Origin of the sequence: Phycicoccus sp. M110.8, from assembly GCF_032464895.1 — a bacterium.
Taxonomy (GTDB): Bacteria; Actinomycetota; Actinomycetes; order Actinomycetales; family Dermatophilaceae; genus Pedococcus.
Genome location: NZ_JAWDIC010000001.1, coordinates 2105363 through 2128356, shown reverse-complemented (window position 1 = coordinate 2128356; position 22994 = coordinate 2105363). Strand labels below are relative to the sequence as shown.

At 72.6% G+C, this 22994-nt stretch carries 20 protein-coding genes and 1 pseudogene; 9 read left to right on the top strand and 12 right to left on the bottom strand.

The genetic code is table 11. The annotated features are described in order from the left end of the window. Positions 1–26: 26 nt before the first annotated feature. From RKE38_RS10165 to RKE38_RS10115, 11 genes and pseudogenes are all read right to left on the bottom strand, one after another. A pseudogene (locus tag RKE38_RS10165) lies at positions 27–932 on the bottom strand (2-hydroxy-3-oxopropionate reductase); the annotation flags it as partial. Between the two features lie 63 nt (positions 933–995). Beyond that, positions 996–1829: a hydroxypyruvate isomerase family protein gene (locus RKE38_RS10160; RefSeq protein WP_316007304.1), complete on the bottom strand. Its 834-nt coding sequence runs from the start codon at positions 1827–1829 to the stop codon at positions 996–998. A gap of 207 nt (positions 1830–2036) precedes the next feature. Then, positions 2037–2363 carry a hydroxyisourate hydrolase gene (gene uraH / locus RKE38_RS10155; RefSeq protein WP_316007303.1) on the bottom strand — a complete coding sequence of 109 codons (327 nt, stop codon included), beginning with the start codon at positions 2361–2363 and terminating at the stop codon, positions 2037–2039. Continuing rightward, positions 2363–2857 (bottom strand): 2-oxo-4-hydroxy-4-carboxy-5-ureidoimidazoline decarboxylase, encoded by a 495-nt coding sequence (uraD, locus tag RKE38_RS10150; protein ID WP_316007302.1) that lies wholly within the window; start codon positions 2855–2857, stop codon positions 2363–2365. The genes uraH and uraD (RKE38_RS10150) overlap by 1 nt, the downstream gene beginning before the upstream one ends. Positions 2858–2867: 10 nt before the next feature. Further along, complete coding sequence (gene uraD / locus RKE38_RS10145; RefSeq protein WP_316007301.1) at positions 2868–4802, bottom strand: 2-oxo-4-hydroxy-4-carboxy-5-ureidoimidazoline decarboxylase; 1935 nt, start codon at positions 4800–4802, stop codon at positions 2868–2870. 121 nt (positions 4803–4923) lie between these two features. Then, the gene (locus tag RKE38_RS10140; RefSeq protein ID WP_316007300.1) at positions 4924–6381 is read right to left on the bottom strand and encodes a nucleobase:cation symporter-2 family protein; all 1458 of its coding nucleotides are present in this window, start codon (positions 6379–6381) and stop codon (positions 4924–4926) included. 7 nt (positions 6382–6388) lie between these two features. Continuing rightward, on the bottom strand, positions 6389–7297 hold the full coding sequence (pucL, locus tag RKE38_RS10135; protein WP_316007299.1) for a factor-independent urate hydroxylase: 909 nt from the start codon (positions 7295–7297) through the stop codon (positions 6389–6391). Positions 7298–7634: 337 nt separating this feature from the next. Further along, positions 7635–8198, bottom strand: coding sequence for a helix-turn-helix domain-containing protein (locus RKE38_RS10130; protein WP_316007298.1), 564 nt, complete (start codon positions 8196–8198; stop codon positions 7635–7637). A 63-nt stretch (positions 8199–8261) separates the two neighbouring features. Next, positions 8262–9764: a DUF222 domain-containing protein gene (locus RKE38_RS10125; RefSeq protein ID WP_316007297.1), complete on the bottom strand. Its 1503-nt coding sequence runs from the start codon at positions 9762–9764 to the stop codon at positions 8262–8264. Between the two features lie 114 nt (positions 9765–9878). Then, the gene (locus RKE38_RS10120; protein ID WP_316007296.1) at positions 9879–11135 is read right to left on the bottom strand and encodes a DUF6986 family protein; all 1257 of its coding nucleotides are present in this window, start codon (positions 11133–11135) and stop codon (positions 9879–9881) included. 3 nt (positions 11136–11138) lie between these two features. Continuing rightward, positions 11139–12533, bottom strand: coding sequence for an NAD-dependent malic enzyme (locus RKE38_RS10115; protein WP_316007295.1), 1395 nt, complete (start codon positions 12531–12533; stop codon positions 11139–11141). A gap of 119 nt (positions 12534–12652) precedes the next feature. On the opposite strand from RKE38_RS10115, the gene RKE38_RS10110 reads away from it, so the two are divergent. Then, positions 12653–13525, top strand: coding sequence for a PaaX family transcriptional regulator C-terminal domain-containing protein (locus RKE38_RS10110; protein WP_316007294.1), 873 nt, complete (start codon positions 12653–12655; stop codon positions 13523–13525). Here RKE38_RS10110 and RKE38_RS10105 read toward each other — a convergent pair. Continuing rightward, positions 13491–13922, bottom strand: a complete 432-nt coding sequence (locus RKE38_RS10105; protein WP_316007293.1) for a RidA family protein — start codon at positions 13920–13922, stop codon at positions 13491–13493. The two genes, RKE38_RS10110 and RKE38_RS10105, sit on opposite strands and share 35 nt — an antisense overlap. Before the next feature lie 164 nt (positions 13923–14086). Here RKE38_RS10105 and RKE38_RS10100 point away from each other — a divergent pair, with 164 nt between their 5' ends. From RKE38_RS10100 to nhaA, 8 genes are all read left to right on the top strand, one after another. Continuing rightward, complete coding sequence (locus RKE38_RS10100; protein ID WP_316007292.1) at positions 14087–14899, top strand: fumarylacetoacetate hydrolase family protein; 813 nt, start codon at positions 14087–14089, stop codon at positions 14897–14899. Between the two features lie 34 nt (positions 14900–14933). Continuing rightward, entirely contained in the window at positions 14934–15419 is a 486-nt protein-coding gene (locus RKE38_RS10095; protein WP_316007291.1) for a cupin domain-containing protein, read from the top strand. Beyond that, on the top strand, positions 15416–16342 hold the full coding sequence (locus tag RKE38_RS10090) for an acyl-CoA thioesterase (RefSeq protein ID WP_316007290.1): 927 nt from the start codon (positions 15416–15418) through the stop codon (positions 16340–16342). Before RKE38_RS10095 ends, RKE38_RS10090 begins: the two co-directional genes overlap by 4 nt. Further along, positions 16342–18075, top strand: coding sequence for an AMP-binding protein (locus tag RKE38_RS10085; protein ID WP_316007289.1), 1734 nt, complete (start codon positions 16342–16344; stop codon positions 18073–18075). The genes RKE38_RS10090 and RKE38_RS10085 overlap by 1 nt, the downstream gene beginning before the upstream one ends. Continuing rightward, positions 18072–20558 (top strand): bifunctional salicylyl-CoA 5-hydroxylase/oxidoreductase, encoded by a 2487-nt coding sequence (locus RKE38_RS10080; RefSeq protein ID WP_316007288.1) that lies wholly within the window; start codon positions 18072–18074, stop codon positions 20556–20558. The genes RKE38_RS10085 and RKE38_RS10080 overlap by 4 nt, the downstream gene beginning before the upstream one ends. After that, positions 20555–20977, top strand: coding sequence for an acyl-CoA thioesterase (locus tag RKE38_RS10075; RefSeq protein WP_316007287.1), 423 nt, complete (start codon positions 20555–20557; stop codon positions 20975–20977). The genes RKE38_RS10080 and RKE38_RS10075 overlap by 4 nt, the downstream gene beginning before the upstream one ends. A gap of 22 nt (positions 20978–20999) precedes the next feature. Continuing rightward, positions 21000–21548, top strand: a complete 549-nt coding sequence (locus RKE38_RS10070) for an NAD(P)H-dependent oxidoreductase (RefSeq protein ID WP_316007286.1) — start codon at positions 21000–21002, stop codon at positions 21546–21548. Between the two features lie 69 nt (positions 21549–21617). Continuing rightward, positions 21618–22961 (top strand): Na+/H+ antiporter NhaA, encoded by a 1344-nt coding sequence (gene nhaA, locus RKE38_RS10065; protein ID WP_316007285.1) that lies wholly within the window; start codon positions 21618–21620, stop codon positions 22959–22961. The last annotated feature ends 33 nt before the right edge of the window (positions 22962–22994 follow it).

Here is a 22994-nt window from a genome sequence, read left to right as displayed (position 1 = left end):
TGCCGGGTGGCGAGAGGGGGGTCGGCTCAGGAGTCGAGCCGGCCGGAGAGCCGCTGCACGCCGCGCAGCAGGCCGGAGTGGTCCAGGCCGCCGTCGCCGTTGGCGCGGGCGGAGGCCATGAGCTGCGCGACGAGCGCGCCGACGGGTACGACCACGCCGGCCTCGCGGGCCGCCGAGGTCACGATGCCGAGGTCCTTGTGGTGCAGGTCGATCCGGAACCCGGGCTCGAAGCTGCCCCTGGCCATGTTGTCGCGCTTCTGGTCCAGGACCTTCGAGCCGGCGAGGCCGCCGCCGAGGACGTCGAGCGCGGCCTGCAGGTCCACGTCGTAGGCCTGGAGGAAGACGACCGCCTCGGCGAGCGCCTGGATGTTCGCGGCGACGATGAGCTGGTTGGCCGCCTTGACCGTCTGGCCGGCACCGTTGCTGCCGACGTGGACGACGGTCTTGCCGACGGCGTCGAAGACCGGCTTGGCCGCGGCGAAGTCCTCGGCGGACCCGCCGACCATGATCGACAGCGCGGCGTTCTTCGCGCCCGCCTCACCACCGGAGACCGGCGCGTCGAGGAGCCGGAACCCCTTGTCCCGGGCGGCCTTGGCGAGCTCGACCGTGACGTCGGGCCGGATGCTGGAGAAGTCGATGACGAGGGTCCCCTCCTTGGCGGAGGCGAACACGCCCTCCTCGCCGAGGAGCACGTCCTGCACGTCGGGGCTGTCGGGGACCATGACCGCGACGACCTCGGCGTCACGGACGGCGTCGGCCACGGACTCCGCGGCGCGTCCCCCGGCCTCGACGAGGGGCTTGGTCTTCTCGGGGCTGGGGTTGTAGCCGACGACGTCGTGCCCGGCGTTCTGCAGGTGGACCGCCATGGGGCTGCCCATGATGCCGAGTCCGATGAAGGCGATGGTGCTCATGTCGTGCTCCTTGCTGTGAGGGTTCGGGGGTGCGGCCGTGACGGATGCGTCACTCCTGCACCCCCGATCCCGGTCGTGGGTGGGTCAGCGCGCGGCGCGGCGCTCGCGCGGGAGCCAGGCGAGGCTCTCGGGGGTGGTCGCGGTGGTGGGCTTGTACTCCAGGCCCACCCACCCGGCATACCCGCGCTGCGCGAGGTCGCCCAGGTGGCGCTGGAGGTCGAGCTCGCCGGTGCCGGGCTCCCCGCGGCCGGGGAAGTCGGCGACCTGGACGTGCAGGGTGCGGTCGGCGTAGGTGGCGATCGCGGCGTCGACGTCGTCGCCGTTGGCGGCGAGGTGGAACAGGTCGAGCAGGAAGCCGACGTTCGCGGCGCCGGTCGCCCGCACGTCGTCGACGACGGCGACCGCGTCCGCGGCGGTGCGCAGCGGGTACGGCTTGGGGCCGCTGACGGCCTCGACGAGGACCGAGGCGCCGACCCGGTCGGCGGCCTTGGCGGCGAACGCGATCGACTCCCGGCCGAGCTCGTCCTGCTGCTCGGGGCTCGCGCCGTCGACCCGGTTGCCGAAGAGCGCGTTGAACGCCTGCACGCCGAGCTGCTCGCCGATGCCGACGGTCACGTCGACGTTGTCGCGGAACTGCTGCACGCGGTCCGGGACGGACAGCACACCGCAGTCCGGGCCGGCCAGGTCGCCGGCGAAGAAGTTGAGCCCGACCAGCTGGACCCCGGCGTCGCGGACCGCGGCCACGAAGGCGTCGACCTCGGCGTCGGACGGGACCGGCTGGTCCGGCCAGGGCCACCAGAACTCGATGGCGTCGAACCCCTCCGCCTTCGCCGCGGCCGGCCGCTCGAGCAGCGGCACCTCCGTGAAGAGCAGCGAGCAGTTCGCCTCGTAGCGCAGTCCGTGGTCGCTCGTGGTCATCGTCCCCGTCCGTTCCGTGCTTCGATCACTGTTTCCGCAATGCGGAATCTGTTTTCCAACTAGTGAGAGGGTAGGAGTCGTCCTCCGGCGGCGTCAACCGTCGCCGGGGGGCGTCTCACGCTGCGGCCCGGATATATCCGGCCGCCGGCGGCGCCGCGGCCCACGAGGGCCGCGCCCGGCGCGACCCGTGGGTCGCGCCGGGCAGGGTCAGCTGCCCCGGTAGGTGCTGTAGCCGTAGGGGTTGAGCAGCACCGGCACGTGGTAGTGCTGGTCGGCGTCGCCGATCGTGAACACCACGACGACCTCGGGGTAGAACCCGGCGGTCCCCTGCGCGGCGAAGTAGTCGCCGGAGGCGAAACGCAGCCGGTAGTCGCCGGCCTCCATCCGCTCCGGACCGATCGTGCCGACCCGTCCGTCGGCGTCGGTCACGCCGTCGCCGAGGGGCTCACCGGCCGCCGTCTCGAGCCGGATGGCCACCCCCCGGGCGGGCCGGCCCAGGCTGGTGTCGAGGACGTGCGTGCTGAGGGTCCCCATCAGGAGGCCACCTCCCGGAGTCGGAGCAGCGCGATCTCGCGCAGCTGTCGGACGGTCTCGTCGCGCTCGGTGTCGTCGTCGTTGCCGAGCCGGCGGTCGAGCTCGGCCAGCACCTCGGGGGCCGACCGGCCCGCGGCACGGATGATGAACACCCGCCCGAAGCGCCGTTCGTATGCCGCGTTGCCCTCGGCGAGCGCCCGCGCCACCTCGGCGTCGGACCCGTCGACCCCGGACTGCTCGCGCGCGCTGGCCTCCGCGTGGTGGGCGGGCGAGGACGCCCGCTCCCCGATCCGCGGGTGCCCGGCCAGCGCGTCGTCGAGCTCGCCGTCGTCGAGGTGACCAGCGGCCTCGGCCGCCTGGGCCTCGAGCTCGGGCCACTCGGCATACGGGCGGCCGTCACGGACGGCGGCCACCCACCGCGGCACCGGGAGGCACCGGGTGAGCACCGCGTCCGCGTCCTGCGGCGGCAGCGTGTTGAACTCCGTCAGGGTCACGCCGTCCTCCTCAGTCGTGGGCGAAGCGGGCACGAGCGGCGTGGATCGGGTTGGCGTCGGCGACGAGGTCGTCGAACCGGTACCCGGCGATCTTGGCGATCTCCACGAGCGCAGCGGCGTGCTCCTGCGACTCGGAGTTCTCGAGCCGGTCCCATCCTGCCCGCACGATCTGCTCGAAGGAGTCGCGGTCGCGCACGCAGGTCACCAGGGGGAAGCCGAACCGGTCGCGGTACCGGCTGGTGAGGTCGGCCAGCTCGCCCTGCGCCTTCTCGTCGAGGCGGGTCAGGCCGAGCGAGGCCTGGTCGACGAGCGAGCCGTGGCCCTCCATGCCCTCCGCCACGCTCTCGGCGCCGAGGTCGGGGTAGGAGTCGATGAGCTGCCGCTGCTCCTCCGTGGTCGCCGAGAACAGCGCCTCCTGGAACGAGCGGCGCAGGTCGGTCGTGTCACTGAACGGCCGGCTGTCGTAGGCGCGCTCGGCTGCCCACCGCGGCCCCTGGAAGAGGCCGCCGAAGGTGTCGACGAACTGCTCGCGCGACATCGCGTTCACCTCGGCCAGCCGGACGAGCCCGCTGCCCGGAGCGCCGGCAACGGCCGGGCCGCGGCTCTTGCCGATGTGGTGGAACAGCAGGTTCAGGACGATCGCGGTGATCGAGCCCAGGGTGATGCCCGAGCCGAGGATGATCTGCGCCCACTGCGGGACGGCCTTGGAGACGTCCGGCTGGGCGGTGACGTACATCGCCAGGCCGACGCTCGTGGCGACGATGACGACGTTGCGGTGGTCGTGGAAGTCGACCTTCGACAGCGTCTGGAAGCCGACGACCGCGACGGTCGCGAACATCGCCAGGGCCGCGCCGCCGAGCACCGGGTGCGGGATGCCCGCGACGATGGCGCCCGCCTTCGGGATGAGCCCGATGAGGATCATGATCGCGCCGGCCGACGCGACCACGTAGCGGCTCTTGACCCGGGTCAGCCGGACGAGGCCGACGTTCTCGGCGAAGCAGGTGTAGGGGAAGGAGTTGAAGACGCCACCGATGGTGGTGGACAGGCCGTCGGCCCGCAGCGCCCGCGCGATGTCCTCGCGGCCGACCCGCTTCTCGACGATCTCGCCGGTGGCGAAGACATCACCCGTCGTCTCGACGGCGGTGATGAGCATGACGACGATCATCGAGATGATCGCGGCGATCGAGAACTTGGGCCAGCCGAAGTGGAACGGCGTCGTGACGCCCACCCAGCCGGAGCCCGACACCGCGTCGAAGTTGGCGTCGCCCAGGGCCCAGGCGACGAGAGTGCCGACGACGAGGCCCACCAGGACCGCGACGGTGGCCATGAACCCCTTGAAGATGCGCTGGATCGCGACGATCAGGGCGAGGGTGCCGATGGCGTATGCCAGGTTGGCGCCGCTCTCGGGGTGCAGCGTCGGGCCGGCTCCGCCGGCCGCGTCCGCCGCGGCCACGGGCAGCAGGGCCAGGCCGATGATCGTGATGACCGACCCGGTGACGACCGGTGGGAAGAACCGGATGAGCCGGCTGAAGTACGGGGCGATGAGGAAGGTGAAGAGCCCGGCGACGATGACCGCGCCGTAGATGACGAGCAGGCCGTCGGTGCCGCCACCGGCCGCGAGGCCGATCGCGATCATCGGCGACACCGCGGTGAAGGTCACGCCCTGCAGGAGGGGCAGCTTGACGCCCACCTTCCAGAACCCGACGGACTGGATGATCGAGGCGATGCCGCACGTGAAGAGGTCGGCGTTGATGAGGTGGATCAGCTGCTGGGTCGACAGCCCGATGGCGCTGGCGAGCAGGATCGGCACGATGACCGCGCCGGCGTAGAACGCCAGGACGTGCTGGAAGCCGTAGACGGCGAGCCGTGGGACGGGCAGGACCTCGTCGACGGGGTGGCGGGACGGGCGTGAGGTGGTGCGGGGTGTGTCGGTGGCTGCGCTCATGACAGGCACCTTCCTTCCGGCAGAAGGGTCGGGATGGGGTGGGGCTGTTCTCGATCTGTGGTGCGGGGGTGGTGCTGCCGGCGGCCGGCGCGCCCCGGGGGCTGCGCCGCCCGCCGGGGTCTCAGCGACGCGAGCCGGGCACGGGGCGCTTCTCCCCGCGGAGCTCGTCGTCGAGGGTGTCGCCGAGCTCGTCCTTCTCGCTCTCGGCGGCGGCGAACACCGAGGCGCCGGGCCGGTTGCCGGCCCTGACCTCGTTGAAGAGCACGTTGAGCAGGACGGCGACGACCGCGGTCGCGCTGATGCCCGAGTGCATGATCGTCGCGAACCAGTCCGGGAAGCGGTCCCAGAAGGTCGGCGCCGCGATCGGGATGATGCCGACGGCGACGGCCACCGAGACGATGACCATGTTGAGGTTGTCGTGGTACTTCACCCGGGACAGCGTGCGGATCCCGCTGGCGGCCACCGAGCCGAACAGCACGATGCCGGCACCGCCGAGCACCGGGTAGGGAATCGCCGCGACGACCGCTCCCACCACGGGGAGCAGCCCGAGCAGGAGGAGGACCCCGCCCCCGGCCGCCACGGCATACCGGCTCTTGATGCCGGTGAGCGCGACCAGGCCGACGTTCTGCGCGAAGGCGCTGGCGGGGAAGGTGCCGAACACCGGGGCGACGGTCGTGGCAGCCATGTCGGCGCGCAGCCCGTCGGCGACGCGGCGGGCGTCGACCGGGGTGCCGACGATCTCGCCGATGGCGAGGATGTCGGCCGTGGTCTCGGTCATGATGACGAAGACGACGATCGTCATCGACACGATCGCGCCGGCCTGGAACGTCGGCGAGCCGAAGTGGAACAGCTGCGGCAGCGCGACGATCTTGGCGTCGCCGACGTTGGAGAAGTCGGCGCGTCCGGTGAGGGCCGCGATGACGGTGCCCACGACGAGGCCGATGAGGATCGACAGGCGTGAGACCGCCCCCTGGAAGACCCGGCTGATCACGAGGATGACGAGGAGCGTCAGCCCGGCGAAGCCGATGTTGCCGACCGACCCGAAGTCGGGGGCCTTGTCGTTGTTGCCCATCGCCCACCGGAACGCGACGGGCAGGAGGGACAGCCCGATGACCGTGATGATGGTGCCGGTGACGACGGCCGGGAAGAGCCGGACGAGCTGGGCGAAGAACGACGACGCCACCAGTCCGATGAGCCCCGCGACGATGATCGAGCCGAAGACCGGGCGCAGGCCGCCCTCGCTCGCGATCGCCACCATGGTCGAGACGCTGGCGAAGGAGATGCCCTGGACGATCGGCAGGCGGCTGCCGAACGGGCCGAGGCCGAGGGTCTGCAGCAGGGTCGCGAGACCGCTGACGAACAGGCCGGCCGTGACGAGCAGGGCCATGTCGGTGGGCTTGAGGCCGGCGGCACCGCCGACGATGAGCGGGGGCGCGATGACCCCGCCGTACATGGTCAGGATGTGCTGGGTGCCGTAGGCGAGCAGGGGTCCGGGACCGTACTTCTGGTCCTCGGGGCGGCCGGTGTGCTGGCGGCCGGTGCGGGGCGCGGACGTCGTTGTCCGCTTGCTCAGTCGCATGCCGGCCTCAGCAGAAGCCCGGGACGGTGAGCCAGGCGTCGCCGGCGTCCGACCCGCCCTCGCGCTGCACCGTGGCCTCGATGAGGCCGTACGGCCGGTCGGCGGCGATGAACACCTCGCCGTCGTTCTCGACCCCGAACGGGCTGAGGTCGACGAGGAAGTGGTGCTTGTTGGGCGCGGAGAACTTGATCTCGGCGACCTCGGGGTGGGCCTCGAGGACCGCGGAGCCCATGGCGTAGAGCGACTGCTGCAGCGCGTGGCTGTAGGTCGTCGCGAAGGTCTCGAGCAGCACCGTGCGGATGTCGTCGAAGGACTTGTTCCAGTCGACGCCCTCGGTGGTCTCGTAGCGCCAGCGGGCGACGAGCGAGGTGGCGAGGATGCGGTCGTCGGTCTCCTGCAGGGTCGTGTACTCGTCCTGGAGGAAGCCCTTGAACTCCGAGCCGGTCGACTTCAGGACGACGAGGTCCTTGAGGCCGGACACCACCCACTGGCGCGGGGTGTCGCCGCTGCGGTCCTGGGTCACCACGGTGGTGCGCACCTCGCCGCCGCGGCGGGCGAAGGCGTGGTCGTGGCCCTGGCCGCCCACGTCGATGCGGTCCCAGGCGTACTCCTCGACCTCGACGCGGCTGGCCGTGGCGGCCGGCGTGACGTCGAGGAAGCGGGAGCCGAGGGCGAGGGCGTAGTCCTCCGGGGAGGTGATGCCGTGCTGCTTGGCGAAGGCGAACGCCGTGTTCTTCTGGGTGTCGGTCGGCAGGACGTTGGCCTGGTCGCCGGTGACGTGCGCGTCGGTGAAGTCGCCGCGCAGGGCGCTGGAGACGTTGAGGTCGCGGATCTCGTGACGGGCCGTGTCGCGGTAGATCCGCACGACGCGGTTCTCCGCCTTGCCGTACTGGTTGGGTCCGAGGACGTAGGTCATGACAGGTGCTCCTCGCGGGTGCTCCGTCGGGCCACGCGGCAGGTGCCGGGGCGGATGGGTTCGGGTCCGGGCGCCCGCTCGATGCGGGGCCGTGTGCCGCGACACGAGGCCTGTGGGCCGGTATGCCGCGTGGCGCTGGGATGAGTGCGCCGGTCGGTTCCTGATTCCGTGATGCGGAAACCAATTTACGAATGATGGAACGATAGGTGGACGGCGGAGCCGCGTCAACAGTTTGTTGAAAAGGAGTGTGGCGGACGACCGGGGTCTCGGGAAGGGGGTACGGGCACCCAATTCAGACATCACCGGCACCCGCGACCGGGCCCAGCCGGCAAGCGGCTCAGCTGGCCGGGGGCTCCACGGGCTCGCGGACCCGGTTGAGGTAGTTGTAGACGGTGAACCGGGTGAGGCCCATGGCCTCCGCGACGGTCTCGGCGCTGCGGCGCATCTCGAACGCGCCCCGCTCCTCGAGCAGCCGCACGGCCTGCTGCTTGCCCGCCCGGGGCAGGTCGGCAAGCGGACTGCCGAGCTCCTCCTCGACCGCCGCGATGAGCCGGGCCAGCCCGTCCGACAGGTCGGTGGCCGGGGGTGCTGCGGCGCGGCGAGAGGTGCCCCGGCGGCGGGCCGCGGCCAGCTGGGGCGCCCGCGTCTCGCCGAGCGGTGCAGCGAGGTCGCTGACCGTGAGGGTCACCCGGGTGGCGCCCTGGGCGAGGGCCGCCCGCACCGCGTCGGCAACCGCGGTCACGACCGCGTCCGCCTCACCGTCGACCGCGGTGCCCAGGGGGCCGAGGTCGGGCTCGAGGCCGGCGTCCACCAGGGCGGCAGCCGCGGCGGTCACGTGCGCGGGGACGTGCTCGTCCTCCCCGTGGAACGGCTCGGTGGTGAACTCCGCTCGCACCCGCATGTCGGTCACGGTACTTCCCCCGGGTCCGCCGCACGAGACGTGGCCCGACCGCGTCGACCACGGTCAGTGACGACGGAAGCTGTCGCGGACGAGCGAGTCGCGGCTCGCGGCCACCTCGTCCTGCCATTCCTGCAGCAGGCGGGCCGTGAGCTCCTCCGGCGACGCGAGGTCCTGCGCCGGTGAGATCACGCACCGCGGCGACGGGCGTTGCTCACCAGGTCGTTGCGCGTCCGGCGTGATCTCGAGGTCGCTCCAGCGCACCGGCCCTCCGCTGGGCGGTCGGAAGCAGTCCTCGGGTCCCGGCGGGTCGCCGCCCGGTGGTGGCGCGGTCTCGGCGGGTCGCGGTGGCCGAACGGGCAGGCCGTACCGGTTGGTGACCACGAGGCCGTCCGGCCGGGAGGGATCGCCGCTGATGACGTGGTCGCCGCGGTCGATGCCGTCGTGGTGCACCGTGCAGAGGCTGACCTGGTTGTCCAGATCGGTGCGCCCGCCGTCGGCCCAGGCATCGAGGTGGTGAACCTCGACGAACCGGGTGCTGGTGCAGCCGGGGAACCGGCACCCACGGTCGCGGTCGACGACCAGGCGGCGGCTGCGCTCGGGCAGGATCCGCATGGCCCGACCGACCGAGACCGGCTTGCCCTCGGTCTCCCAGACGGGCTGGACCACGCCGTCGGAGACGAGACGGCCCAGCAGCCGCAACGGGATCGCGTGCCCGCCGGACACCCAGGCGCCGTCCGTGTCGAGGTGCAGGTACACCCGGTAGTGCGCTGCCCGCGACGTCGACTCCACGCTCGCCAGCGAGCGCACTGCCACCTCCTCCAACGCATCCGCGTACGTGGGCAGGCCCGCGCCGGGGTCGTGTGGGCGTTCCACGCCAATGGCGTCGCCCTTGGTGTCCCCGCGTCGCAGGAACAGGGCGTCCTTGGCCTCGCGAACCGCCTGCTCGACGAGCGCGCCGACGGTCGCGGGCGCCGAGTACCGCAGCTGGAAGCGCCCGTCGGCGTCGTAGGACATTGACAGCTGCGGCCTCGCACACGCCCGCTTCTCCGCAGGCGACATCGGGTCCACCTCGCGCACCACCGACACCGGATCCTCCGCCCCGGGCCCGGCGACCGCATCTGCAGGGTCGGCTCCATCGCCGGCAGTCGCAGCGGGAAAGGCGTGCCGCGCCACGGCCCGGCGCAGCTGGGGCACGGTGGCCTCGCGGGCCAGCGCCGTCGCAGACGCCTGGTGCGTCGCCGGCACGCCGTGGGCCAGCACCGCCACCTGGTCGAGCGACAGCTCACCGGCGTCGAGCGCCTCGGCCGCAGCAGTCAGCTCGGTGCGCCGCTTGGCGATCGCCACCACGTCCCGCGCATGCGACGGTGACAGGCCGGCCCGAACGACGAGGTAGTGCTCTGGCGAGGAGAAACCGCCGTCCCCCCAGAGGCCGTCGTCGACCAGCTCGGCAGCGACGTCCACGAGCTCCGCCTGGGCCCGGTTCAGCCGCCCGGCGACCTGCGCCGTGCGGGCCCACAGCGCACGCTGCCGGGACTCCCGGGCCTGTGCGAGTGGGGTGGTCGACATTCCCCAATCGTACACCTGTTCGAACGCCTTCAACAGGATTGTCCGCACCGAATCGCGGTGCAGCCCAACAAGATCGAGACCCGGACCACCGTCGTCCGATCACCCCGCGGCGAGCTACCCCCCGACGCGCTTGGCCAGGACGTCCAGCCGGTGCCGGTCGATGCCCGTCAGCTCCTTGACCTCCGGGTCGTCCGTGGCGCCACAGTCCAGACCCCGCACCACGAAGTCGGCGAGTGCCCGGGCCGTCGCGGGCTCGTCCATCACCCCGGAGTCGACCTGCCCGACGTAGTTGCGCAGCCGCTCGGCAGCGGCCGGCAGGCCCTGGCGGTAGAAGGCGTACGTCGCGGCATACCGGCTCGGCAGCTGGGCGGGGTGGAGGTCCCACCCCTGGTAGTACCCACGCTCGAGCGAGCGCCGGACGAGCCGCGCGTGCAGCGCCCAGCCCGCGTGCACGGCCTCGCGGCTGCCGATGGGCAGGATGTTGGTGGAGCCGTCCGAGAGCCGAACCCCGGTGCCGGCGGCCGCCACCTGCATGACCGCCTTGGCGTGGTCGGCGGCCGGGTGCTCCATCGACTGGTATGCCGCCGCGACGCCCAGAGAGGCGGAGTAGTCGTACGTGCCGTAGTGCAGCCCGGTGCAGCGGCCGGCCGCGGCGTGGACCATGCGCGCCACGAGAGCGGTGCCGTCGGGCCCCAGGATCGCCTGCGGCGTCTCGACCTGGATCTCGAATCTTATTGTCCTCGAACGCAGTCCGAGCCCCGACTCGATCCGGTCGCAGGCCACGACCATCGCCTCGACCTGCTCGACCGACGTCACCTTGGGCAGCGTGACCACGAAGCCGTCCGGCAGCGCACCGTCCTCGGCGACCGCCTCGACGAACCGCGCCAGCGTCCGCACGCCCCGCGCCCGTGTCGGCGCCTCGAAGCTCTTGAACCGGATCCCGTGGAACGGCGCCGCCGTCCCGCCACGCACCGACTCCAGCAGGGCCGCGGCACTCGCGTCGACCGCTGCGTCCTCGACGTCGTCCGCGGGCGAGCCGTAGCCGTCCTCGAAGTCGATCCGCAGGTCCTCGACCGGTTCGGCCGCGAGCTTGGCCCGCACCCGGCCCACCACGTCCTCGGCGAGGTCGGGCGCGATGCCGAGCAGCGCGGCATACGCCTGCGCGTCCCCGCCGTGCTCGTCGAGGACGGCCAGGGCCTCCTCGCCCCACCGGGGCACGAGGCCGGCGTCGTACCGGCTGGCCGGGGCGTAGACGGTGTGGACCGGCTGGCGGTCGGGGCGCTCGCCCGGGAAACCCTGTGCCAGAGCGGAATCCGCGCCGACAAGGCGCTCGTCGAGCTCGCGGGTGAGGTCGGTGGCGTCGAACGTCATCGGTCAGGCCTTCCCTTCTGCACCGGCGGCGTGCCGCACGGCCGACGCCACCGCGGGCGCCACCTCGGGGTCGAACACGCTTGGCACGATGAAGCTCGCGTTGAGCTCATCCGGGTGGACGCAGTCGGCGATGGCGGTGGCCGCGGCGATCATCATCTCGTCGGTGATGTCGCTGACCCCGGCGTCGAGCAGCCCGCGGAAGAACCCGGGGAAGGCCAGCACGTTGTTGATCTGGTTGGCGTAGTCGGACCGCCCGGTCGCGACCACAGCGGCGTGCCGGCTCGCAGCGACGGGGTCGACCTCGGGATCGGGGTTGGCCAGGGCGAAGACGATCGCGTCGTGCGCCATGCCGGCGATGTCGTCCTCGTCCAGGAGGTTCGGGGCCGAGACGCCGATGAAGATGTCGGCGCCCGCGAGCACCTCCTTCAGCGTGCCGCGGACCTTGCGGGGGTTGGTGTTCCTGGCGATCCAGCCGCGGAACTCGTCGCTGTGCTGCGCGTCGGGGTCGAGGGCGCCGTGCCGGTCGCAGCCCACGATGTCGCGCGCGCCCTGGGCGTCGAGGAGGCGCACGATCGCGTGGCCCGCGGCGCCCACCCCGGAGACGACGATCCGGACGTCCTCGACCTTCTTGCCCACGACCCGCAGCGCGTTGGTGAGGGCGGCGAGCACCACGATGGCCGTGCCGTGCTGGTCGTCGTGGAAGACCGGGATGTCCAGCTCGTCACGCAGCCGCTGCTCGATCTCGAAGCAGCGCGGCGCGGAGATGTCCTCGAGGTTGACGCCGCCGTAGACGGGGGCGAGCGCCTTGACCGTCCGGATGATCTCCTCGGTGTCCTGGGTGTCGAGGCAGACGGGCCAGGCGTCCACCCCCGCGAACTGCTTGAAGAGCGCGGCCTTGCCCTCCATGACCGGCAGCGCGGCCGCCGGGCCGATGTTGCCCAGCCCCAGGACCGCCGACCCGTCGGTGACGACGGCGACGGTGTTGCGCTTGATGGTGAGGCGCCTTGCGTCGTCGGGGTTCTCGGCGATGGCCAGGCAGACGCGCGCGACGCCGGGCGTGTAGGCGCGGGACAGGTCGTCGCGGTGCTTGAGCGGCACCTTGGGCACCACCTCGAGCTTGCCGCCGAGGTGCAGGAGGAACGTGCGGTCACTGACCTTGCGCACCTTGACGCCGGGCACGGCGGCGATCTGCGCGGTGATGCGGTCGGCGTGGTCGGCGTCCGAGGCGTTGCACGTGACGTCGACGACCAGGCTCTGCCCGCGCGACTCCACGACGTCGAGCGCGGTGAGGGCGCCGCCGGCCTCCGCGACCGCCGCGGCCACCACCCCCGTCGTGTCGATCGCGGCGGGCGCCTCGGCGCGCACGGTGATGGAGTACCCGGGACTCGGAGCAGGCATCGGTCGGCCTCGTTCTTCCACGATACGGATTCACGGTTCTGTCTGACGGAAGACTACGGGCAGGCGTCCTCGCCGGACAACCCCCGTCCACCGGTTCGCCCACGGGCTACTGTGCCCCCGTGACGACGACGGACCTCGACGGCGGCGCCGACCGCGGCCCCCAGCCACCCCGGGCCCTCATCGTCACCCTGCTCGGGCTGTACGTCCGCGACCTCGGCGGCTGGATCAGCGTCAGCGCGCTGATCCGGCTCATGGCCGCAGCCGGCGTCGACGACCAGGCCGTCCGCTCGGCACTGACCCGCCTCAAGCGGCGCGGCATCGTCGAGTCCGAGCGCCGCGACGGCGTGGCGGGCTACGCGCTGTCGGGGTATGCCGGCCGCGTCCTCGAGCTCGGCGACCGCCGGATCTTCGCCACCCGGCCCGCCTCCGAGCGGGACTGGGTGCTGGCCGTGTTCTCGGTGCCCGAGAGCGAGCGGCAGAAGCGGCACACCCTGCGCGCGCGGCTGTCGTGGCTGGGGTTCGGGACCGTGTCGTCGGGCGTGTGGATCGCGCCGGGGCACCTCGCGCAGGACACCCGCGAAGCGCTGTTGGCGGACGGCCTGGAGCCGTACGTCGACCTCTTCCGTGCGGAGTACCTCGCCTTCGGCGACCCGGCGACGAAGGTCGCGCACTGGTGGGACCTCGACGCGCTCGAGCAGCTCTACGACGACTTCCTCGAGGCGCACGAGCCCGCCCTGCGCAGGTGGGAGGCGGCAGCCGCCGGGAAGCCCGTCGCCCGGCCGGGCGACGGGGAGGCGTTCGCCGACCACCTGCGGGCGCTGACCGCGTGGCGCCGCCTACCCTACCTCGACCCCGGCCTGCCGACCGACCTGCTCCCGGAGGACTGGTCCGGGACCCGTGCGGCGGAGACGTTCTTCGCGCTGCACCGCGCCCTGGCCGGGCCGGCGCACGACTTCGTCACCGCGCAGGCTTCAGCCGCTCGTCCGGGATGACGGCGACGCCGAGGATCTCGATCATGGCCTCGGGCTGCCACAGCGCCGTCGTGCCGATGCCCGCCATCGCGGGGTAGACCGGCCCGGCCAGCTCGCGCCACACCTGCCCGATCTCGCGGCCGTGCGCCTGGTAGTCCGGGATGTCGGTGAGGTAGATCGTGATGCTCACGAGGTCCTCCGGCACGCCGCCGGCCTCGGCCAGGGTCGCCAGGACGTTGGAGAACGCCTGGCGGAACTGCTCGACGATCCCGCCCGGGACGATCCGCATGTCGGCGTCCAGGGCGGTCTGGCCGCCCAGGTAGAGGGTGTTGCCGGACAGCGTCCCGTGCGAGTAGCCGCTCGGCGCCGGCAGCGACGCCGGGTTGACGGCGACGGGGGTGAGTGGGTTGGCGGTCATGGGTCCTCCAGCGGTCGGACAGGTCCTCGGTCGGCGCCCTCGGGGCACTCGCGTGCGCGTCGGGGTCCACGGAACGCCCGGGTGGTCGGCGCCGGGCGCCGTGGCACGACGGAGAGCCTAGCGGACCTATTGACGTTTGACGACGATCGTGAAAATCTCGCTATATGCAGTTCGGCACCGTCGCCACGCGCGGCACCAACACGGCCGCGGCGCGGACCCCGGACGGCTGGCGCGCGCTCGCGGCGCCCGACCTCTCCGCGCACCTCGCCGGCGGCGGCCGGCTCGACGCCAGCGCCCCGCTCGGCGACCTGCTCGACGACGTCGAGGTGCTCGCCCCGCTCCCCCGCCCCGGCAAGGTCGTCTGCTGCGGCCTCAACTACGGCGAGCACATCCGCGAGACTGGCCGCGACCTACCGACGCACCCGACGCTCTTCGCCAAGTACGCCGACAGCCTCGTCGGCCCGAAGGACGACATCGACCTGCCGGCCGACGTGGACGTCGACTGGGAGGCGGAGCTGGCGGTCGTCGTCGGCAGCACGATCCGGCGGGCCGACCGCGCGACGGCCTCGGCCGCGATCGCCGGGTACACGGTCGCCAACGACGTCTCGGTGCGGGACTGGCAATACCGCACGCTGCAGTGGTTCCAGGGCAAGGCGTGGGACCGCTCGACCCCGACCGGGCCGGTCGTCGTCACGCCCGACGAGGTCGACCCGGCAGCCGGCCTGACCATCACCTGCCGCGTCGACGGCGAGGAGGTGCAGCGCGACAGCACCGGGACCCTGGTCTTCGACGCCGCCGACCTGCTCGCCTACATCTCGACCTTCACGGTCCTGTGTCCCGGCGACCTCGTGCTCACCGGCACGCCGGGCGGGGTCGGCACCGCCCGTGACCCGCAGCGCTTCCTCGCCGACGGGCAGGTCCTCGAGACCGAGATCGAGGGCATCGGCCTGCTGCGCAACACGATCCGCCTCACCTGACGACCCAGCCCCACCTGACGACCAAGGAGCTCCCGTGGAACCCGACTTCAGCAAGTACCAGCTCGAGGGCGACCCCACCCCCTGGGCGAGCGAGAACGGCCTCGTCGTCCCGGTCGTGACCCGGGCCGGCTCAGAGCTCGGCGACACGGGCCAGTCGGGCGGCGCCACGCGCGTCTCGGGCGTCAGCATCCAGCACACGCCGGCGAAGCGGCTCTGGTTCGGCAAGGTCAGCAACGAGGCCGGCTACCGCTCGGTCCCCCACCACCACGGCGAGGCCGAGACCGGCGGCTACGTCCTCTCCGGCCGGGCCCGCATCTACTTCGGGGAGCGGTTCGAGGACTACCTCGACATGGAGGAGGGCGACTGGGTCTTCGTGCCGCCCTTCATGCCCCACGTCGAGTGCAACCTCGACCGCAACAACCCCCTCACCTGGATGACCACGCGCACCCCCGAGAACATCGTCGTCAACCTCCCGCAGGTCGACGACGCCGCCCTGCGCAACTGGGTGGACCGCCCGTGAGCGGACCCACGTCCGAGGTCCTCGCCGCTGCGCTGGTCCTCACCCCCACCGAGCCGCACCACTTCGACGTGGCCTTCACCGCCACGACCCAGCCGTGCCCGTGGCCGAAGGCCTACGGCGGCGACATGGTGGCGCAGGCCGCCGCGGCGGCCATGCTCACGGTCACCGACGGCAAGGCCATGCACTCGATGCACAGCTACTTCATGCGCCCGGTCGACATCGGGGCGCCGGTCACCTACGAGGTCGAGGTACTGCGCGACGGACGCGGCTACGCGACCAGGCAGGTCCGCGCGTTCCAGAACGGCAAGCCCGCCTACGCCTGCCTCGCCAGCTTCGCCGCCGGCGAGGAGGGAGGCCGGTATGCCGCGGCCGCGCCCACCGGCGTACCGGCACCGGAGTCGCTGCCCAGCTCCGCGGCATACCTCGCGGACGTGGTGCCGGGCGACGGCACGACGATGACCGCGGAGTCCAAGGGGTACTGGGCGGGCGGGCGCAGCTTCGACATGCGGCACGTCCCGGGCCCGGTCTACGTCGAGGTCGACGGCGGCCGCGCGCCCCAGCAGGCCGTGTGGGTCAAGCCGTTCGACGCCCTGCGGCCGGTCGACGGGCTCACCGACGCGCAGCGCGACCTCGCGGCGCTCGCCTATGTCTGCGACTACACGATCCTCGAGCCGGTGCTGCGGGTGCTCGGGGTGCCGTGGGCGCAGCCCGGCCTGGTCACGGCCAGCCTCGACCACGCCATGTGGTTCCACCGCGCGCCCGGTCCGGGCGTCCTCGACGGCTGGCTGCTCTACGCGCAGGAGGCCGTCGCCGCCGACACCGGCCGTGGTGTGGGCCTCGGCCGCTTCTTCACCCCCGACGGCGAGCACCTGGCGACCGTCGTGCAGGAAGGCATGATCCGCACCAGCTCCGGAGGCTCGTGATGTCGTCCACCCCCACCCGTCCCCGGCCCGGCCTGTCGCCGAGCGGCCACGTCGACACGTTCGCCCGCGACCACCTGCCGCCGGCCGAGCAGTGGCCGGTGCTCGAGTTCACGACCCCGGACCTGCAGTACCCCGAGCGGCTCAACGCCGCCGTCGAGCTGCTCGACGAGACCATCCGCACCCACGGCCCTGACCGCCCCGCGCTCCGCACGCCCGACGGCACGGTGTGGACCTACGGCGAGCTGCTCACCCGCACCAACCAGGTCGCTGCCGTCCTCACCGAGGACCTCGGGCTCGTCCCGGGCAACCGCGTGCTGCTGCGCGCCCCCAACACGCCGTGGACCGTCGCCGCCTGGCTCGGCACGCTCAAGGCCGGCGGGGTGGTCGTCACGACCATGGCCGCCCTGCGCGCCCGCGAGCTGGGGCCGATCGTGGAGAAGACACAGCCGTCGGTCGCCCTCGTCGACCACCGCTTCGTCGAGGACGTCCACGCCGTGCGTGACACCGTCGCGCCCGACCTGGTCGTCGTCCCCTACGCCGGCGACTCCGCCGACGACCTCACCCGCCGCGCTGCCACGAAGTCCGGCGAGTTCGAGGCCGTGGACACCGCAGCCGACGACGTCGCCCTCTTCGGCCCGACGTCGGGCAGCACCGGCGTCCCCAAGATCACCACGCACTTCCAGCGCGACATCCTGTCGATCGACAACACCTTCGGCCGGCACGTCCTGCGCCTCGAGGCCGACGACGTGGTCGCCTGCACCGCGCCGTTCGCCTTCACGTTCGGGCTGGGCATGCTCGTCGTCTTCCCGCTGCGGGCCGGCGCCTGCGCCCTGCTCACCGAGGCCGCCACGCCGGTCCAGCTCGCCGAGATCGTCGAGGAGCACGGGGTGACCGTCCTCGCGACCGCGCCCACGGCATACAAGCAGGTCATCAAGAGCGGCAACCTCGGGCGCCTGCGCGGCCTGCGCAAGGCCGTCAGCGCCGGCGAGCACATCGCCCAGGACGTGTGGGAGACGATCCACCACGAGCTGGGGCTCAAGGTGATCGACGGCATCGGCGCCACCGAGATGCTGCACATCTTCATCTCCGCGGCCGGCGACGACATCCGCGCGGGCAGCACCGGCAGGCCGGTCCCCGGGTACCGCGCCACGATCCTCGGCCCCGACGACCGTCCCGTCCCGCCCGGCACCGAGGGGCGCCTCGCGGTGATCGGCCCGGTGGGCTGCCGCTACCTCGACGACGAGCGCCAGCTCGGCTACGTCGTCGACGGGTGGAACGTCACCGGTGACACCTTCGTGCAGGACGAGGACGGCTACTTCTTCTACCGCGCCCGCACCGACAGCATGATCGTCTCCTCCGGCTACAACATCGGCGCTCCCGAGGTCGAGGCGGCGATCGACGCCCACCCCGACGTCGTCGAGGTCGGGGTGGTCGGCGAGCCCGACGCCGAGCGCGGCTCGATCGTCAGCGCCTTCGTCGTCCTGCGCGAGGGCGTCGTCGGCGACGACGCCAAGGTCCGCGAGATCCAGGACCACGTCAAGGCCACCCTCGCCCCGTACAAGTACCCGCGGCGGGTCCGCTTCGTCGACCGGCTGCCCCGGAACACCAGCGGCAAGCTCCAGCACTTCAAGCTGCGCGAGCAGGCGCAGCACGCCCAGGCCGACCCAGCCGACACCGCCGGCGCGGCCGGCCTGTCCGACACCGCCGGCACGGCCGGCAAGGAGACGTCATGAGGATCGCAGTCGTCGGCGGGGGGCCCGGTGGGCTCTACCTCGCCGCCCTGATGAAGCAGCTCGACCCGGCCCACGAGGTCACCGTCTGGGAGCGCAACGCCCCCGACGACACCTTCGGCTTCGGCGTCGTCTTCTCCGACGAGACGCTCGGCGGGATCGAGAACGCCGACACCACGATCCACGCCGCGATGGAGCGGCAGTTCGCGCGCTGGACCGACATCGACGTCAGCGTCGACGGGCGGTCCTCGACGATCGGCGGCCAGGGCTTCGCGGCGATGAGCCGCAAGGAGCTGCTGCGGCTGCTCCAGGCCCGCGCCGCCGAGCTCGGCGTGGTCGTCCACTACCGCACCGAGGCGCCCGACACCGAGGAGCTGCGCGCGACGCACGACCTCGTCGTGGCCGCCGACGGCCTCAACTCGCAGGTGCGCACGAGGTATGCCGACGCCTTCGGCCCCAGCCTCGACCGCCGGCACAACAAGTACATCTGGTTCGGCACCGACCTCGTCTTCGAGGCGTTCCAGTTCATCGTCCGCAACACCGAGTTCGGGACCATGCAGATCCACGGGTACCCGTACTCCGACCAGGGCTCGACCTTCATCGTCGAGATGCACGAGGACGTCTGGCGCGCAGCGGGTTTCGACCGCACCGAGCACGAGGTCTTCCCGCCCGGGGTCTCCGACGAGTACGCCGTGCAGCGGGTCGCCGAGATCTTCGCCGACGACCTGCACGGCCACCGCATCCTGACGAACAACTCGAAGTGGATCAGCTTCACCACGGTCCGCAACGAGTCCTGGCACCACGGCAACGTCGTGCTGCTCGGCGACGCCGCCCACACCGCCCACTTCTCCATCGGCTCCGGCACCAAGCTGGCCATGGAGGACGCCCTCGCCCTGGCCGCCTGCCTGCACGAGCACCCGACCGTCGAGGCGGCGCTCACGGCATACCAGGAGGAGCGCAAGCCGGTCGTGGAGTCGACCCAGCGCGCGGCCCAGGCCAGCCTGGAGTGGTTCGAGAACATCGGGATGTACGCCGCCGACCAGGACCACGACTCGTTCGTCTTCAACCTGCTCACCCGCTCGCGCCGGATCACCTACGCCAACCTCGAGGAGCGCGACGCGGAGTTCGCCGCCCGCATCCGGGCGGCCTACGCACGGCAGGTCGCCGGTGACCTCGCCGCGGCGCCGGCGGCTGCCGGCAGCGCCGCCCCGTCGTCACCGGACGAGGAGGCGCCGGCGATGTTCCAGCCGGTGCGGATCGGCGCGCTGGAGCTGAAGAACCGCGTCGTGCTCTCCCCCATGGACATGTACGTCGCGGTCGACGGCGTGCCGGGCGAGTTCCACCTCGTGCACCTGGGCTCCAAGGCCCTCGGCGGCGCCGGCCTGGTCATGTCGGAGATGACCTGCGTCTCTCCCGAGGGCCGCATCACCCTCGGCTGCCCCGGCCTGTGGGACGACGAGCAGCGCGACGCGTGGGCGCGGATCACCCGGTTCGTGCACGAGCGCAGCACCGCCAAGATCGGGCTCCAGCTGGGCCACTCCGGCCGCAAGGGCTCGACGAAGCTCATGTGGGAGGGCATGGACGAGCCGCTGCCCGACGGCAACTGGGAGGTCGTCGGCCCGTCGGCGCTGCCCTACGGCGAGGCCACCCACGTGCCGCGCGAGATGACCCGGGCCGACATGGACAAGGTCGTCGCCGACTTCCGGGACGCCGCCCGACGTGGCGTCGAGGCCGGCTTCGACCTCGTCGAGGTGCACGCGGCCCACGGCTACCTGCTGTCGTCCTTCCTGTCGCCGATCTCGAACGTGCGCACCGACGAGTACGGCGGGTCGCTGGAGAACAGGCTGCGCTTCCCGCTCGAGGTCTTCGACGCGGTGCGCGAGGTCGTGCCCGAGCCGGTGCCGGTCACCGTGCGGATCTCGGCGACCGACTGGGTCCCCGACGGCAACACCGAGCACGACGCCGTCGAGATCGCGCGCGCCTTCATCGAGCACGGCGCCGCGGCCATCGACGTCTCGTCCGGCCAGGTCACCCAGGACGAGAAGCCGGCGTTCGGCCGGTCGTACCAGACACCGTTCGCCGACCGCATCCGCCACGAGGTCGCGCGGCCCGCTGGTGTCGCCGTCATCGCGGTCGGCGCCATCTCCTCGTACGACGACGTCAACTCGATCCTGCTCGCCGGTCGCGCCGACCTGTGCGCCCTCGGGCGCACCCACCTCTACGACCCGCAGTGGACCCTCCACGCCGCCGCCGAGCAGGGGTATGCCGGGCCGGCCGCCGAGTGGCCCGACCCCTGGAAGGCGGGGCGTCGCCGTCCGCCGACCTCGCGCACCGACCGGGTGCCGCCGCGGCTCGCGCTGCTGCGCGAGGGCGAGCAGGGCCAGGTCCACCTGCGCTGGCGCCCCGGTGCCAAGGCGACAGGAGCCCCCGAGGCGGCAGGGGCGGGGACGCCCACCGCGCCGGCGCCTGAGACCGTGTCGGTGTGAGGACGCCGAACGCCAGCGCGACGCTGCGCTCCCGGATCGAGTGGATCGACACCGACGCCGCCGGGATCTACCACAACAGCACCGTCACCCGGCTGGTCGAGTCGGCAGAGGCGTCGCTGGCCCGCGAGCGCGGCCTCGACGGGTACTTCCCCGTCGCGCCGCGGGTCCGGTTCGAGGCGGACTTCGAGGCGCCGCTGTTCTTCGGCCAGGAGGTGACCACCACCGTCACCGTGACCGAGCTGGGCACGTCGTCGATGATGTTCTCCTTCGAGGTCTGGGGCGAGGAGTTCGAGGGGACGCCGCGGGTGCGGGCCGCCAGGGGCCGGTACGTCACGGTGCACCTCGACCGCAGCGGCCCCGGCCGTCCGCAGAGCGCGCCGTGGCCGCCCGAGTGGGTGGAGCGGCTCACCTCCGGCTGAGGCCTCCACCTAGGCTGCCGGCATGGGTCGTCCCCGCCTGTCCGTCGTCATCGCCAGCACCCGGCCGACCCGCATCGGCCACCACGTCGCCGACTGGGTCCTCGCCCGGGTGCCCGACGACCTCGACGTCACCGTCCACGACCTACGCGAGCTCGACCTGCCGTTCCTCGACGAGCCGGGGCAGCCGGCCGACGGCAACTACGCCCACGAGCACACCCGTCGCTGGTCGGCGGCCATGCTCGCGACCGACGCGCTCGTCCTCGTCATGCCCGAGTACAACCGCGGCTACAACGCGGCCCTGAAGAACGCGGTCGACTACCTCTACGCCGAGTGGGAGGGCCTGCCCGTGGCGTGCGTCGGCTACGGCTGGCACGGCGCGTCGTACGCGAAGTCGGCGCTGCGGCAGACCCTCGAGCGCGTCAAGATGGTCGTCGTCGACGGGCCCGGCCTGTCCTTCGACGACACCCTCACGCTCGACGGTGTCGTCGGCGCCGGGCCCGAGGAGGAGGCCGCGCTGGCAACGATGTTCGACGGGCTGCTGGCTGCGGCCCGGGCTCCCCTCGACCGGTAGGCTGGACCACGGTGCGTCGGGAAGTCTGGTCGACACGTCCTTCGTGCTGCCTCCCCTGAAAGGCCCCTCGTGAGCCTGACCACCAAGCCCCGCCTGTTCGCCCGGTCCAGCTGGGCCGAGGCCCAACGCGTCGCGGAGGCCCTGCGCACCGAGACCGTCGGTGGCGCCCTCCTGCTCGTCGCGGCCGTCGCGGCACTGGTCTGGGCCAACTCGCCGTGGCACACGGCATACGCGGGGCTGCGGGACACCACGTTCGGGCCGCACGCGCTGCACCTCGACCTCACGGTCGGGCAGTGGGCAGCCGACGGGCTGCTCGCGCTCTTCTTCTTCGTGGCCGGGCTCGAGCTCAAGCGCGAGTTCCTCGTGGGCGAGCTGCGCGACCCCGCGCGCGCCGCCCTCCCCGTCGCCGCCGCCCTGTGCGGGGTGGCCGTGCCCGCCCTCGTGTATGCCGGGAGCGTCACCGTCGTGGGTGCCGGGGGCGACGCCCTGCGCGGGTGGGCCGTGCCGACCGCGACCGACATCGCCTTCGCCCTCGCGGTGCTCGCGGTGATCGGCACCCACCTGCCCTCGGCGCTGCGCTCGTTCCTGCTCACCCTGGCCGTGGTCGACGACCTCGTGGCCATCACGATCATCGCCGTCTTCTACACCGACTCCCTCGACCTGCCCGCCCTCGGCCTGGCGCTCGTCCCGCTGGCCGCCTTCGCCTGGCTGGTGCAGCGGCGGGTCGCCCGGTGGTGGCTGCTCGTGCCGCTGGCGGTGGCGACGTGGGCGCTGGTCCACGCCTCCGGGATCCACGCCACCGTGGCGGGCGTGCTCCTCGGGCTGGTCGTGCCGGTGCGGCCCCGGGCGCGCGTGCCCGAGCGGCTGAGCACGCTGCCCCGCGACCTCGACGTGGCCGAGCGGTTCGAGCACCGGCTGCGGCCGCTGTCCGCGGGGGTGGCGGTGCCGGTCTTCGCCTTCTTCGCCGCCGGGGTGCGCGTCGTGGGTGGCGGCGCCGGCGCGACGGTGACCGACGCCGCGGCGATCGGCGTGGTGCTCGGCCTCGTCGTCGGCAAGCTGGTCGGGGTGCTCGGCGGCACTTGGGCCTTCGCCCGGTTCACGCGGGCCGAGCTCGACGAGGACCTCGCCTGGTGGGACGTCGTCGGCCTGTCGCTGCTCGCCGGGATCGGTTTCACCGTCTCGCTGCTCGTGGGCGAGCTCGCGTTCGGGGCCGGCAGCCCGCGTGACGAGCACGTCAAGCTCGCCGTCCTCACCGGGTCGCTCGTCTCCGCGTGCCTCGCGACGGTCGTCCTGCGGGCGCGCAACCGGGTGTACCGCAGGCTCGCCGAGCTGGAGACGCGCGACGAGGACGGCGACGGCATACCGGACTGCTACCAGGCCGCGCCGGATGTGGAGCCGACCTCACGCGGCTAGGGTGGTCGTGGCCCACCCGACCGGACGAAAGCG